Origin of the sequence: Citrobacter sp. Cf136 (genome assembly GCF_030333815.1) — a bacterium.
Taxonomy (GTDB): domain Bacteria; phylum Pseudomonadota; class Gammaproteobacteria; order Enterobacterales; family Enterobacteriaceae; genus Citrobacter; species Citrobacter freundii.
This window is the reverse complement of sequence record NZ_JAOWFE010000032.1, coordinates 200,993-216,224: the sequence shown is the minus strand read 5'-3', so window position 1 is coordinate 216,224 and position 15,232 is coordinate 200,993. Positions and strand designations below refer to the sequence as shown.

Annotated in this window: 9 protein-coding genes; 3 read left to right on the top strand and 6 right to left on the bottom strand. The window is 51.2% G+C overall.

Annotation, left to right across the window (positions count from 1 at the left end; genetic code table 11):
• Window positions 1-74: 74 nt before the first annotated feature.
• From alkB to OGV98_RS05305, 4 genes are all read right to left on the bottom strand, one after another.
• Window positions 75-725 carry a DNA oxidative demethylase AlkB gene (gene alkB, locus OGV98_RS05320; protein ID WP_003027582.1) on the bottom strand — a complete coding sequence of 217 codons (651 nt, stop codon included), beginning with the start codon at window positions 723-725 and terminating at the stop codon, window positions 75-77.
• Window positions 725-1,789, bottom strand: coding sequence for a bifunctional DNA-binding transcriptional regulator/O6-methylguanine-DNA methyltransferase Ada (ada, locus tag OGV98_RS05315; protein WP_160180006.1), 1,065 nt, complete (start codon window positions 1,787-1,789; stop codon window positions 725-727). Before ada ends, alkB begins: the two co-directional genes overlap by 1 nt.
• A gap of 79 nt (window positions 1,790-1,868) precedes the next feature.
• Window positions 1,869-2,921, bottom strand: coding sequence for an FAD:protein FMN transferase ApbE (gene apbE / locus OGV98_RS05310; protein WP_202581144.1), 1,053 nt, complete (start codon window positions 2,919-2,921; stop codon window positions 1,869-1,871).
• 115 nt (window positions 2,922-3,036) lie between these two features.
• Entirely contained in the window at window positions 3,037-4,137 is a 1,101-nt protein-coding gene (locus OGV98_RS05305) for a porin OmpC (protein ID WP_057101391.1), read from the bottom strand.
• Between the two features lie 738 nt (window positions 4,138-4,875).
• Between OGV98_RS05305 and rcsD the strand changes: the two genes are divergently transcribed.
• Both rcsD and rcsB read left to right on the top strand, forming a co-directional pair.
• Complete coding sequence (gene rcsD, locus OGV98_RS05300; RefSeq protein WP_003845134.1) at window positions 4,876-7,545, top strand: phosphotransferase RcsD; 2,670 nt, start codon at window positions 4,876-4,878, stop codon at window positions 7,543-7,545.
• A 16-nt stretch (window positions 7,546-7,561) separates the two neighbouring features.
• Window positions 7,562-8,212 carry a response regulator transcription factor RcsB gene (gene rcsB / locus OGV98_RS05295; RefSeq protein WP_003027592.1) on the top strand — a complete coding sequence of 217 codons (651 nt, stop codon included), beginning with the start codon at window positions 7,562-7,564 and terminating at the stop codon, window positions 8,210-8,212.
• Between the two features lie 112 nt (window positions 8,213-8,324).
• Here rcsB and rcsC read toward each other — a convergent pair whose 3' ends face one another.
• Together rcsC and gyrA are read right to left on the bottom strand one after the other, a co-directional pair.
• Entirely contained in the window at window positions 8,325-11,171 is a 2,847-nt protein-coding gene (rcsC, locus tag OGV98_RS05290; RefSeq protein ID WP_202581143.1) for a two-component system sensor histidine kinase RcsC, read from the bottom strand.
• A gap of 121 nt (window positions 11,172-11,292) precedes the next feature.
• The gene (gene gyrA / locus OGV98_RS05285) at window positions 11,293-13,929 is read right to left on the bottom strand and encodes a DNA topoisomerase (ATP-hydrolyzing) subunit A (protein ID WP_044701169.1); all 2,637 of its coding nucleotides are present in this window, start codon (window positions 13,927-13,929) and stop codon (window positions 11,293-11,295) included.
• A 158-nt stretch (window positions 13,930-14,087) separates the two neighbouring features.
• Between gyrA and ubiG the strand changes: the two genes are divergently transcribed.
• Complete coding sequence (gene ubiG / locus OGV98_RS05280) at window positions 14,088-14,816, top strand: bifunctional 2-polyprenyl-6-hydroxyphenol methylase/3-demethylubiquinol 3-O-methyltransferase UbiG (RefSeq protein ID WP_003839414.1); 729 nt, start codon at window positions 14,088-14,090, stop codon at window positions 14,814-14,816.
• Window positions 14,817-15,232 lie beyond the last annotated feature (416 nt).

Genomic DNA, 15,232 nt, shown 5'->3' with positions numbered 1-15,232 from the left:
CACACAACCCGGACAAGTAATAACAGCCCGCAGTTTAAACATCTCTTCGCTGACAGCAATAATAATTCTTATTTTTATTCTTTTTTACCTGCCTGACGAAACGTCAGATTGTAACGACAGTCTCCGGTCAACGGATGATACCCCGTTTTAAGCGGCTGGATCCCATGATAAAACAGCCGCGAATTACCGCCCCACACCACGACATCGCCATGTTCCAGCAGCAAACGCTTTAAAGGGTCATTACGGCGCAATCCGCCAAATTGAAAGATGGCCGGTAGCCCCAGCGATACAGAGACAATCGGCGCCCGCAGGTCGGGCTCGTCTTTATCCTGATGTAAGGACAGTTTTGCCCCTGGCGTGTAGCGGTTAATCAGGCAGGCATCGGGTTGAAAATCAGCATAGCCCGCCGCCGTCGCCGCCTGTTGACACAGGTCAGCAAATGCATCCGGCAGCGGCGGCCAGTGCACGCCGGTGAGTGGATCAAACGGAGAATAAAGATAGCCATGCTGATCCGTCGTCCAGCCCAGATGGCCGCAGTTGGTCATTGCCACCGACATCGTATAGCCGCCGGGCGTTACCATCTGACGAAATGGCGACTGTCTGGCGACAGCCGCTATCGCCTGCAGTAAAGTGGGTGCAGAGTCAAAAGCGAAACGTCGCAGAATAACCGCACCTGAAGCCAGCGGCTCCTGCCAGGGTTTAGCATCCGCAAAAAGATCGAGCATTATGTTTCCTCGCCAGTAGTTTCCCGTTGCAGTAACTGCGCCTTGCGCGCAATACCCCATCGGTAGCCCGAAAGTGCGCCATCACCACGGATCACCCGGTGACACGGAATTACAACCGCCAGTTTGTTGGCCCCACAGGCACTGGCCACCGCGCGTACCGCCTTCGGTTTGCCGATGGCGCTGGCCAGCTGTTGGTAGCTCATTGTTTCGCCGCACGGAATTGCGCGCAGCGCCTGCCACACCTGCTGCTGAAATGCGGTGCCCCGGATATCCAGGGGTAGCGATAGCGACGCGTCACGCGAGTTGATCGCGGCGATCACTTCGCGCACGCGCTGCTGAAAATCGGCATCTGCAGGAACATCCTGCGCGGCGGGAAACAGCTCATGCAGATCCGCAACTAACGTGGCGTCATCATCACCAAGTAAGATCGCACAGATACCCCGCTCGCTTTCTGCCACCAGACAACGACCCAGAGCGCAATCTGCGAGGGTATAGCGTACAGAAACGTTGTCGCCACCTTTACGAAATTGCTTTGCGGTCATGCCTAATGTCTGATCCGCTTTGCGGTAATAGCTGCTGCTGTCGGGGAATCCGGCGTTGAGAATCGCCTGCGTAACCGGAACACCTTTCGCCAGAGCATCGCGCAGACGGCGGGCACGCCAGGACTGCTGCCACGCTTTCGGGGTCATGCCTGTCGTAGCTTTGAACAAGCGATGTAAGTGATACGGGCTCATTGCCACCTGTTGTGCCAACTCGTCCAGCGTAAGAGGTGACTCTTGCTCCAACAACTGGCAGGCGCGGGCAATTTTGTCCAGCCGATGCTGCTGCGCGCTGTTTTTATCCGGCTGGCAGCGCTTACAGGGGCGAAACCCGGCAGCCTGCGCCTGCTGAGCATCAGAGAAAAAGCGGACATTTTTGCGCAGCGCATGTTTTGCCCGACAGGACGGACGGCAGAAAATACCGGTGGTCTGGACGGCAAAAACAAACTGACCGTCGGCGTCGGTGTCACGAGCCAAAACGGACTGCCAACGGTCATCGTCAGTGATGCGTAAACGATTTTTCATTTCGGACTCCTTTGTTAAGCATAGCGCTTAGCGTCAGTGTGTCCCCATAGCCGGATACAAAAACCCGCAATCTTGCTTTTTAATTTTTTCCGCTGACCAGAAAGCTTTTGAACTGCGGCGACATCCAGGTGTTAAACCCCTCGCCCTCTTTCATAATCATATAGACCGCCAGCCCTTCACGACGCACAACTTCTTTGGCCTTTTCCGGGCCGAGCACCATCAATCCTGTATCCCAGCCATCGGCCTCCAGCGCCGTTGGGGCAATGACCGTTACGGACACCAGGTTGTGTTCAATCGGACGACCGGTTTGCGGATCGATAACATGGGAAAGACGCTTGCCATCCAGCTCATAATAGTTACGGTAGCTGCCGGAGGTGCTAATGCCATGCCCGTTAATGTCTACAATCGCCTGCACCGCGTTTTCACGATCGGTCGGTTTCTGAATTGCGACACGCCACGGATGCCCTTCAGCATTCATACCGCGGCTGTTTAGCGCGCCGCCAACGGAAACCAGATAACGGGCGATCCCTTCCTGCTCCATTAATCGTGCCAGATGATCGGCGGCGTACCCTTCGCCAACGGTAGAGAGATCCACATACAGATCCGGCAAGTCTTTTTGCAGGTAATTCTGATGCGCTTCATTCACGACCTTTAGATGTGAAAGTCCGGTTTGCGCTTTTGCAGCGTCAATTTGCTCTTGGGTGGGAATATGCAACGGTTGCTGATCCGGGCCAAAGCCCCACAGATTGACTAACGGCCCCACGGTGATATCCATAGCCCCATCGGTTTTTGCACCAATGCGTAGCGCCGAGGTCACGATATCCGCCATGGCATCACTAACCGGCCATGGTGACAAACTATTCGATAAGTTAAAGCGCATCAATGCAGAGTCATTTTTATAGGTGGAGAGCAGTTGATCATCGGCATCAAGCTGAGTCTGGATCTTCACCTGTAGTTCTGCGGCGCGTTTTGCATCGACGCCCACTACACTGACCCGCCAGAAAGTGCCCATGGTTTTACCTTCCAGAACGGTGGCTGGCGTTGCGGTCTGAGCAGGTTTCGGGGCTTCATCGCACCCGACAAAAAAAATCGTCACCGCCAGCAGCGCTGCGCGATAAAATTTCATTTCCATACGTAATTATCCTCATGCGAACGCGCGCAAGAGTACACCAAAAATCGTTGTTTGTACGGCGGAAAAACAGCATTAAAAAAGGCCCCGCAGGGCCTTTGATAACAATAAATGTAGATTAGAACTGGTAAACCAGACCCAGCGCTACGATATCATCGGTACCGATACCTGCGTCACGGGTGAACTGATTGTCATCCAGCAGGTTGATTTTGTAATCAACATAGGTGGACATGTTTTTGTTGAAGTAGTAAGTCGCACCAACATCAACATATTTCACGATGTCTTCGTCGCCATAGCCACGGCCCAGGTCTTTACCTTTAGACTGCAGGTAAGCCACGGACGGACGCAGACCGAAGTCGAACTGGTACTGAGCAACCGCTTCGAAGTTCTGTGCTTTGTTAGCCCAACCCATGGAGCCTGCACGCGTTGCGTTGTAGGTCTGAGTGTACTGAGTTGCAAAGTAGAAGTTGTTCGCGTCGTATTTAATACCACCGGTATAGGTTTCAGCACGGTCGCCGGTACCGAAGTTCAAACGGTTCTGTTCGTCGGTACGTTTTGAACTGGTGACTGCAGTACCCAGAGAGAAGCCTTCGCCGATATCATAAGTGATAGATCCGCCAACGCCGTCGCCATTCTGACGCAGTGCTTCACGACCGTTGTTGGTCACGCCGGTCATGCCTTCGCCTTCCGGGCTACCGTTTTTACCCTGATACTGCAGGGCAAAGTTCAGGCCATCAACCAGGCCGAAGAAGTCGGTGTTACGGTAGGTCGCGAAACCGTTACCACGCTGCTGCATGAAGTTGTCAGAACCGTAGGTGTCGCCGCCGAATTCCGGCAGAACGTCGGTCCAGGACGTTACATCGTAAACTACGCCGTAGTTACGACCGTAGTCGAAAGAACCCACGTCTGCGAATTTCAGACCCGCAAACGCCACACGCGTCCAGGAGTTGTTCTGAGATTCAGGCGCGTTACCCTGAATCTGGTATTCCCACTGGCCGTAACCGGTCAGTTGGTCATTAACCTGAGTTTCGCCTTTGAAGCCGATACGCATATAGGTTTGGTCACCGTCAGCGCTTTTGTCATCGGAGAAATAGTGCAGACCGTCGACTTTGCCGTACAGGTCTAATTTGTTGCCGTCTTTGTTATAAATTTCAGCCGCATTCGCTGCGCCTGCTACCAGCAGTGCTGGTACCAGGAGGGACAGTACTTTAACTTTCATGTTATTAACCCTCTGTTATATGCCTTTATTGCTTTTTTATGCCACTGCATACTGATTAAGGTCATTAACCAGTCGGCAACTTCATTCTCCGCAAAAACACAGAATAATCCAACACGAATATGATACTAAAACTTTTAAGGTGTTTCATTTATCTGCATAGATGTTTCAAAATATTAATACAAGGGAACTTTTTTAAAATCAAAAAATAGGCAAAATAAGCACAAATAATCAAGAATCATATTAATGATCTTCAAAATCAACAAGTTACTCAAAAAAATCTTATAGCACTGAATGACAAAAAAAAATCTTCACTCGCAACTAAAATAGACCCGCTATCATCATTAACTTTATTTATTACCGTCATTCATTTATGAATGTCTGTTTACCCCTATTTCAGCCGAATGCTCAGCGTTCGGTTTTTTTTTACCCTTCTTTACACAAAACTTACCTTTCTGTGCTACCGATGCAAAACTATAACGACTATTAACTATCTCATAGCACTGCGCTCAGATATAAGCCTGACAAATAATTGATTGTTATTTAATGCTAAATGTATACTTTCCGTACGAATATTTGTACCCGCCGTTATCCACTGTACACCTTTGAACCGTCACGGGTGCAACCAAATGAGGCGTAAAAAATGCAACCTCTGCCGAGCGGTGTAAGTGTGGTAATTCATACATTACCCTTTATACTGCCCCTTCATCTTTCGCGTCGTTTAACAGGTCATAAACACGAATGAGTCAGTCTGACACAACGGTTTCCACCCGATTCTCCCTGTTGCCAGGAAGTATTACCCGTTTCTTCTTATTACTGATCGTTGTGCTGTTGGTGATGATGGGTGTTATGGTCCAGAGCGCCGTCAACACCTGGTTAAAAGATAAGAGCTATCAGATCGTCGATATTACCCATGCCATTCATAAAAGGGTCGATACCTGGCGATACGTGACCTGGCAAATCTATGACAACATTGCCGCCTCAACCAGTTCGCCGGGTGCAGAAGGGCTGCAGGAAACGCGTCTGAAACAAGACGTCTATTATCTTGAGAAGCCGCGCAGAAAGACCGAGGCGCTGATTTTCGGCTCGCATGACAGTTCTACATTGGAAATGACCCAGCGCATTTCAACATATCTGGATACGTTGTGGGGCGCAGAGAATGTCCCATGGTCAATGTATTACCTGAATGGTCAGGACAACAGCCTGATCCTAATCTCGACGTTACCGCTGAAAGATCTTACCTCCGGTTTTAAAGAATCGACGATTGGGAATATTGTCGATTCCCGGCGCGCTGAGATGCTGCAACAGGCTAATGCGCTAGATGAACGTGAAAGCTTCTCTTCACTGCGCCGTCTGGCCTGGCAGAACGGGCATTACTTCACGCTACGCACGACCTTTAATCAGCCAGGACATCTGGCAACGGTTGTCGCCTTTGACCTGCCGATTAATGACTTGATCCCGCCCGGTATGCCGCTGGACAGTTTCTATCTGGAACCTGATGCCACCTCAACGACCGAGCACCTGAATGAAAAAGAGTCGCCTGACAGCGTCAGCATTAATTTCAACAACAGTAAAATTGAGATCTCTTCGGCGCTAAACTCAACGGATATGCGGCTGGTATGGCAGGTTCCGTTTGGCTCATTGCTGCTCGACACATTGCAAAGCATTCTGCTACCGCTTTTGCTGAACATTGCGTTGCTGGCCCTGGCGCTATTTGGCTATACCACTTTTCGCCACCTCCCAGTCCGTTCCACCCAAGTGGCGCCAAACCTTGCGGCAAATAATGAACTGCGCGTTCTTCGCGCAATCAATGAAGAGATTGTTTCCCTTCTGCCACTGGGATTACTGGTACACGATCAGGAAGCAAATCGTACGGTTATCAGCAACAAAATTGCCGATCACCTGCTGCCGCATTTAAATCTGCAAAACATTACCAACATGGCAGAGCAGCATCAGGGAATCATTCAGGCCACCATCAATAATGAACTGTATGAAATCAGACTGTTTCGCAGCCAGATCTCCCCGAGAACGCAGATCTTTATCATTCGTGACCAGGACCGCGAAGTGCTGGTCAATAAGAAGCTGAAACAAGCGCAGCGGCTGTATGAGAAAAATCAGCAGGCCCGCGCGGCCTTTATGCAGAATATTGGCAGCGCGCTGAAAGACCCCGCGAAAACGTTGGCTGCCAATGCCGCCGCGCTCAATACACCGGACAGCCAGAAACTGGCAAATCAGGCCGACGTTTTGGTGCGAATGGTGGACGAAATCCAGCTAGCCAACCTGCTGGAGAACGATGCCTGGAAAGGTGAATCCACACTGTTTTCCGTGCAGGCATTAATTGACGACGTAGTTCCGGAGGTTCTGCCAGCCATTAAGCGTAAGGGGCTGCAGCTACTGATTAAAAATCACCTTAGCGCCCATGATGAACGCCGTGGCGATCGCGATGCCTTGCGCCGTATTTTGCTGCTGTTGATCCAATATGCGGTAACCACCACGCAGATTGGTAAAATCACGCTGGAAGTCGACCAGGATGAGTCAGAGGCTGAACGCCTGACCTTCCGCATTCTGGATACCGGGCAAGGCGTCACATTGAATGAAGTTGATAATCTCCATTTCCCGTTCATCAATGACACGCAGGGCGATCGGTATGGCAAAGCCAACCCTCTGACGTTCTGGTTGTGCGATCAGTTAGCCCGTAAGCTTGGCGGACACCTGAATATCAAAGCGCGGGAAGAACTTGGAACACGTTATATCGTCCATGTTAAAATGCCGCTGCACGATCAACATGCTGATAGTGAAGAGCGCCTGTTGGATGACGTCTGCGTAATGGTTGATGTCACCTCAAATGACGTACGTAGCATTGTATTACGTCAGCTGGAAAACTGGGGGGCAACCTGCATCACGCCCGATGAACGGTTGAATAGTCAAGAATATGATCTCTTTTTAACGGATAATCCGTCTAATCTTACTGCTTCAGGCCTACTTTTAAGCGATGATGAGTCTGGCGTGCGGAAAATTGGCCCTGGCCAACTGCGCGTTAACTTTAATATGAGCAATGCTATGCAGGAAGCTGTCCTTGAGCTGATTGAAGAGCAACTGGCGCAAGAAGGGTTCCAGGAACTCCCCCTCGGCGGAGATGAAAACGCCGAACTTCATGCCAGTGGTTACTACGCTCTCTTTGTAGACACAGTACCGGATGATGTTAAGAGGTTGTATACTGAGGCGGCTATCAGCGATTTCGCTGCGTTAGCCCAAACGGCCCATCGCCTGAAAGGCGTGTTTGCCATGCTTAATCTGGTACCCGGCAAGCAGTTATGTGAAGCGCTGGAACATCTTATTCAAGAGAAAGATGCTCCAGGTATAGAAAAATACATCAGCGACATTGACGTTTACGTCAAGAGCTTGCTGTAGCAAGGTAGCCCAATACATGAACACTATGAACGTAATTATTGCCGATGACCACCCGATTGTACTGTTCGGTATTCGTAAATCACTTGAGCAAATCGAGTGGGTAAATGTTGTCGGCGAATTTGAAGACTCCACTGCACTGATCAACAATTTGCCTAAGTTGGATGCGCATGTGTTGATTACCGACCTCTCCATGCCGGGAGATAAATACGGTGATGGGATCACGTTAATTAAATATATCAAGCGTCATTTCCCGAGCCTGTCGATTATCGTTCTGACCATGAACAACAATCCGGCTATTCTGAGCGCGGTACTGGATCTCGATATTGAAGGGATTGTACTGAAGCAAGGTGCGCCAACCGATCTGCCGAAAGCGCTTGCCGCACTACAGAAAGGTAAGAAATTCACCCCGGAAAGCGTGTCTCGTCTGCTGGAAAAAATCAGCGCCAGCGGCTATGGCGACAAACGTCTGTCACCGAAAGAGAGTGAAGTTCTGCGTCTGTTTGCCGAAGGTTTCTTGGTTACTGAAATCGCGAAAAAACTCAACCGCAGTATTAAAACCATCAGCAGCCAGAAAAAGTCGGCAATGATGAAACTCGGTGTGGAAAACGATATCGCCCTGTTGAATTACCTCTCTTCCGTAACGCTGAGTCCCTCAGACAAAGAGTAATTCTTTTAACACCAAAGTGCCTGATGGCACGCCGTTTATCAGGCCTACGAATGACACTGCGTGGTGCGTGTTCCGTAGGCCGGATAAGGCAAGCGCCGCCATCCGGCATCTGTTATTCCCGCGCCTTCCTCACCCTTTCCGCATAGACCGTCAGCGTTTGCTTCAATACATCCAACGTCACTGGCTTAGACAGACAGCTATCCATACCCGATTCCAGGCAACGCTGCTTCTCTTCGGCCAGCGCGTTGGCCGTCACGCCGACAACCGGCAGCGTTAACCCTAACTGGCGGATACGCTGGGTCAGGCGATAACCATCCATGTTTGGCATGTTGACGTCACTCAGCACAATGTCGATATGATTTTTGCTGAGCACATTGAGCGCATCCACACCGTCATTCGCGGTTTTACACTGATATCCCAACGATCCCAATTGATCGGCCAGTAAGCGCCGGTTTATAGGATGATCGTCAACAACCAGGATCATCATGTCATCGTTCGTCGCACCGGCTTTATCCGGGATTGGCAGCGCCGTGGAGAGATCTTCACTCCCCAACTCTACACTGTAGATATGTGCCAACAGCGCAGGCAGTTCGTGCGGTGACGCCACGCTGTGTACCCATTCTCCAGGCTCTCTTTCCAGCGGAATGCCAATATGTCGGCGGCAGAAAATCACCGCTGCTCGCCCCTGCCAGGCCTGTTCCAGCACATCGTCGGCCACCAACAGGTCATCCGCATCGGGCTGTTGTCCCTCATATCGCAGCACCTTCATCCCATTACGCGTCAGGCTGGATTCGAGAAAGTGGTACAGTGACGCATTACGTACTGCCAGCCAGCAACGCGTGCCAGCCAATCCTTCAACACCCTTTTTCAGCGGATACTGTGCGCCATAAAGCGGAATACGCAGCGTAAACTGGCTCCCCATTCCCGGCTCGGAATCGACGGAAATATCCCCATCCATCATGCTGATCAGTTTTTCACAGATAGCCAAACCAAGTCCCGTTCCCTGGAAATTACGCTGTACGCCAGTCCCCACCTGGAAGAAAGGATCGAACAACCGAACCACCTCTTTGGCAGGGATCCCTACACCGGTATCACGCACTCGAATGCTCAGGTAGTCGCCGCTGCACTGCACGTGCAACACAATACAACCGGTATCGGTAAACTTGATTGCGTTACTCAGTAGATTAGAAATCACCTGTTGTAAACGCATCGGATCGCCATTCAGCGCCACAGGCACATCCGGTTCGATAAAGCAGTACAACCCCAACTGCTTGCGGACCACCAGCGGCAAATAGTTAGCCGTAATATGGTTCATGACTTCACGCGGTGAAAACTCTCGCGGTTCAATCTTCAGTTGTTCAGATTCAATCTTTGAGAAGTCGAGAATATCGCTGATAATTTTCAGCAGCAGGCTGGAAGAGTTATTCATCGCCGTTACCAGACGATCCACCCCACTCGGTAACTCTTTGGTTTGCAACAAATCAAGGTTACCGATAATGCCATACAGCGGGGTACGTAGCTCATGGCTCACCGTCGCAAGGAACATCGATTTTGACTGGCTAGCCTGTTCCGCCGCCTGTGCCATCTCCTGCAACGACTCTTCCATTTTAACGCGCGCACTGACATCAACAAGGACACAAATTGCCACGTTTTCATTACGATAGCGCGAGTGCACAAAGCTGATTTGCAGATTGGTATTGTTGCTGGTCAGCACATCAACAAAATTGACCTGTTGGCCGCAAATAATTTGCGTTAACCGCTGACGGTCTTCATGCGTCAGCATGTTCAGATAGGTGTGCGCCAGTTCGTTACTCAGTATATTAATGCCATCCATCGTGCGCAGAATACAAATACCCACCGGCGCAGAAGCCACGATTTTACGGTTAAACTGCTCATGTTCTTCCAGCCGCTGAGCATCACTTTCCGCTGGAATAAAAATGCGCCGTTCATACATGCGCGTGAGCATAAACAATGCCGCCCCGACCAGCACGTTCAGCAATATAGCGTTCAGGATCATCATGCGGATCCGCTCCAGCACCAGGTCGACAGGAACGGAGTACACGATGCTCAGGGAGGACGGAGGCAGATTTTTCTTCAGTACCAGCTCGCGGAAACCTGGCGTGTAACCAAACCAGGAGCGCTCCTGCATCCAGTGGGGCTCAGCCTTAATATTCCCTTCAGGGCCGGTGAGAGAAATTAGCGCATGGCCATTTTCGTCGAGGATGGTCACGCCCATAGGTAAGCTACCCGGTGTGAAGAAATTCTCCATGCGAATAGGCTGCTCTACGCCCAACAGCGCCTGGAGACGATTGGCGAGGTAAACCGGCGTCAGTGCATAGAAATACCCTACTCCCGGACGCGGCCCCTGGCTAATCCAGAACAAGTTGTTGCCGTTTTCTTCTTGCGTAGCATTGCGATACTTAATAATGCGCTCATGCAGAGCCTTCAGGGCCTCGTCTCGTTCGACGGGCATATCACGCAAACCGAAATTGGCCATACAGAGGTTGTCGCTGCCGATCAGGAACACTCGATTTAAATCATAAGCGGCGGAAAAGTTGTCGCGCCAGTAGCGCATAAACCATGCCAGTGATTCCAGAGAACCTCGCCAGGCGTTGCCCATTACGGAACAGTCGGAGTCGGCAAACAGCGGCTCAAAATTAGGCACGACGGTTTTATCATCTCGCGCCCGCAGCGACATCACGCCGTTTTCCGCCGTTAAGCGATTTTCGGCAATATATTTCAGCTCTTTAATCACATCAGAGGTGCGCTGAATGTAACGTTGGGCCTGATCGGAGCTGAGATTAAGCTCCTGATGGATCTCAGACTCTCGCTGGTGCAGCGCATTCACAATGTAGAACACGGAGGCAAATGCAATCAGACACCAGATAACGAGCGCCAGCGCTCTGAACAGGTAGCGTGAGACTTTTAGGGTTGAATGAACGGAAGCAAGGTATTTCAAAGGGGCGAAGCTCCGCCTCAGGGCATTAATAGAGTGTGGTTAAGGTAGCGGTAAATGTCTTTTGTCGCAATGCCATTAAAAAAAGGGCCGGAGTTCTCCGGCCCTTCTTATTACGTTTTAATTACTCTTCAGCGTCATCCGCTGCATCATCATCGCTTTCCGCTTCAGGCGCGATATCCTCGTCACCTTCAGCTGCACTTCCGTCGATGGAGTCGAGCTCTTCATCATCAACCGGTTCAGCAACGCGTTGCAGACCCACAACGTTTTCGTCTTCCGCAGTACGGATAAGGATAACACCCTGGGTATTACGCCCTACCACGCTGATTTCCGACACGCGAGTACGTACCAGCGTACCTGCATCGGTGATCATCATAATCTGGTCGGTATCTTCAACCTGTACTGCGCCAACAACGGAGCCATTACGCTCGGTGACTTTGATGGAGATAACACCCTGCGTACCACGAGACTTGGTTGGGTATTCGCTTTCCGCTGTACGCTTACCGTAACCGTTCTGCGTGACGGTCAGGATTGCCCCTTCACCGCGTGGAACGATCAGGGAAACAACGGAGTCTTCACCTGCCAGTTTGATCCCGCGAACACCGGTCGCCGTACGACCCATCGCGCGAACTGCGTTCTCTTTAAAACGCACCACTTTACCGGCAGCAGAGAACAGCATAACTTCGTCATTACCGGACGTCAGATCAACGCCAATCAGTTCGTCGCCTTCGTTCAGGTTGACGGCGATAATACCGGCAGAACGCGGACGGCTGAATTCGGTCAATGCCGTTTTCTTCACGGTACCGCTGGCGGTTGCCATGAAGACGTTGACGCCCTCTTCGTACTCGCGTACCGGCAGAATTGCGGTGATACGTTCGTTCGCTTCCAGCGGCAGCAGGTTAACGATTGGACGTCCACGCGCACCACGGCTCGCTTCCGGCAGTTGATAAACCTTCATCCAGTACAGACGACCACGGCTGGAGAAGCAGAGGATCGTGTCATGGGTGTTGGCCACCAGCAGGCGGTCGATAAAGTCTTCTTCTTTAATGCGTGCTGCAGATTTGCCTTTACCGCCACGACGCTGCGCTTCGTAATCGGTTAACGGCTGATATTTCACGTAGCCCTGATGAGACAAGGTCACGACAACATCTTCCTGGTTAATCAGATCTTCGATGTTGATATCAGCGCTGTTCGCGGTAATTTCGGTCCGACGCGCGTCGCCGAACTGTTCACGAATCAGCTCCATCTCTTCACGGATAACTTCCATCAGACGATCTGCGCTGCCCAGAATGTGCAGCAGTTCAGCGATCTGTTCCAGCAGCTCTTTGTATTCGTCGAGCAGTTTTTCGTGCTCAAGGCCGGTCAGTTTCTGCAAACGCAGATCCAGAATAGCCTGAGCCTGCTGTTCAGTCAGGTAGTACTGACCGTCACGCACGCCAAATTCCGGCTCCAGCCATTCAGGACGCGCGGCGTCATCACCAGCACGTTCCAGCATGGCGGAAACGTTGCCCAGTTCCCACGAACGCGCAACCAGCGCGGCTTTCGCTTCTGCCGGGGTCGGCGCACGGCGGATCAGTTCAATGATCGGATCGATGTTCGCCAGCGCAATCGCCAGCGCTTCAAGGATGTGCGCACGGTCGCGGGCTTTACGCAGTTCAAAGATAGTACGACGAGTTACGACTTCACGGCGGTGACGTACGAACGCGGCAATAATATCTTTCAGGTTCATGATCTTCGGCTGGCCATGGTGCAATGCAACCATGTTGATACCGAAGGAAACCTGCAATTGGGTCTGGGAGTAAAGGTTGTTCAGAACCACTTCCCCGACCGCATCGCGTTTCACTTCAATCACGATGCGCATACCGTCTTTGTCAGACTCGTCACGCAGCGCGCTGATGCCTTCAACGCGTTTGTCTTTTACCAGTTCGGCGATTTTCTCAATCAGGCGCGCTTTGTTTACCTGATACGGAATTTCGTGGACGATGATGGTTTCACGACCCGTTTTGGCATCCGCTTCGACTTCCGCGCGTGCGCGAATGTACACTTTGCCACGGCCGGTACGGTAGGCTTCTTCGATACCACGACGACCGTTGATGATCGCTGCAGTCGGGAAGTCCGGACCCGGAATATGTTCCATCAGCCCTTCAATGCTGATGTCTTCATCGTCAATATATGCCAGACAGCCGTTGATCACTTCAGTCAGGTTGTGCGGCGGAATGTTGGTCGCCATACCTACCGCGATACCGGACGAACCGTTCACCAGCAGGTTAGGAATTTTGGTCGGCATGACATCAGGAATTTGTTCGGTGCCGTCGTAGTTATCGACGAAATCAACCGTTTCTTTTTCCAGGTCAGCCATCAGCTCATGGGCGATTTTCGACATACGGATTTCCGTATAACGCATCGCCGCTGCGGAGTCGCCATCGACAGAACCAAAGTTACCCTGACCATCTACCAGCATGTAACGCAAGGAGAATGGCTGCGCCATACGAACAATGGTGTCGTAAACGGCGATATCACCATGAGGGTGGTATTTACCGATTACGTCACCAACGACACGGGCAGATTTTTTATAGGCTTTATTCCAGTCGTTGCCCAATACGTTCATGGCGTAAAGTACGCGACGGTGAACCGGCTTCAGGCCATCTCGGACGTCTGGCAGCGCACGGCCAACAATGACCGACATCGCATAATCCAGATAGGAGCTCTTCAGCTCTTCCTCAATGTTGACCGGTGTAATTTCTCTCGCAAGGTCGCTCATCTAACCGCTATCCCTCTACTGTATCCCGGATTCAAAGGTCGCAAATTATAACACATACGTGAAGATTCAGGTAAATGGATTCCCCCTGACAGAGGCTTTATTCATCCCGTCAGGCTGATATACTCATTTGCATCGCAAATTTAGGAGTAGAAGCCCCAATGAATGCCGAAAAACCCCCGGTTACTCACAACGTTGACCATGAAGAAATTGCCAAGTTTGAAGCAGTCGCGTCACGCTGGTGGGATCTTGAGGGTGAATTTAAGCCACTGCACCGTATTAACCCGCTGCGTCTGGGCTACATTACTGAGCGCTCAGGCGGCCTGTTTGGTAAAAAGGTTCTCGACGTCGGCTGCGGCGGCGGCATTCTGGCGGAAAGCATGGCGCGCGAAGGCGCAACTGTCACCGGGCTGGACATGGGCTTTGAACCGTTACAAGTCGCAAAACTGCATGCGCTGGAGAGCGGCATCCAGGTGGAGTACGTACAAGAAACTGTCGAAGAACATGCGGATAAGCATGCGCATCAGTATGACGTTGTGACCTGCATGGAAATGCTGGAGCACGTACCAGATCCGCAGTCGGTGGTCAGGGCCTGCGCCAGACTGGTTAAACCGGGCGGCGAAGTCTTTTTTTCCACGCTTAACCGCAACGGCAAATCCTGGCTGATGGCGGTGGTCGGAGCGGAATATATTCTGCGGATGGTGCCGAAAGGCACGCATGATGTGAAAAAATTTATTAAGCCGGCAGAGTTATTACAGTGGGTAGATCAGACCGTGCTGAAAGAGCGTCATATGACCGGCCTGCACTACAACCCCATCACCAACACCTTCAAACTCGGTCCGGGCGTTGATGTGAACTATATGGTGCATACCACCGCCAAAAGCGAATAAACCAGCGTTCATGGCCTTATGACGCTGGATTGTAGGCCGGATAAAGCGCGCCAGCGCCGCCATCCGGCACGACTCCGGGCTTTGACGCCTGATGGCGCTTCGCTTATCAGTCCTACGTTATTACGCATCGCCTACCAATCCTGAGTAGTACCGGTACAGCAATTTTTGCGCCAGATCATAAGAACTTTCCTTACCTTAGATGAAGAAATCAGCACTCGATCAAAATTTCTATTTTTTTTCTCAATTATTGACATCCCCGCCAGGCCTTATAAGACGCGCACTTAGCGATTCTCACCCTTTTGCAACCTCAATTTAACCTCAAAATCAACTCTTGTGCTGAAAAGAATCCCTACTAGAATACTCACCATATAGCGTCTATTTTATCAAACAACCCCTACATATAGTATTTATCCACA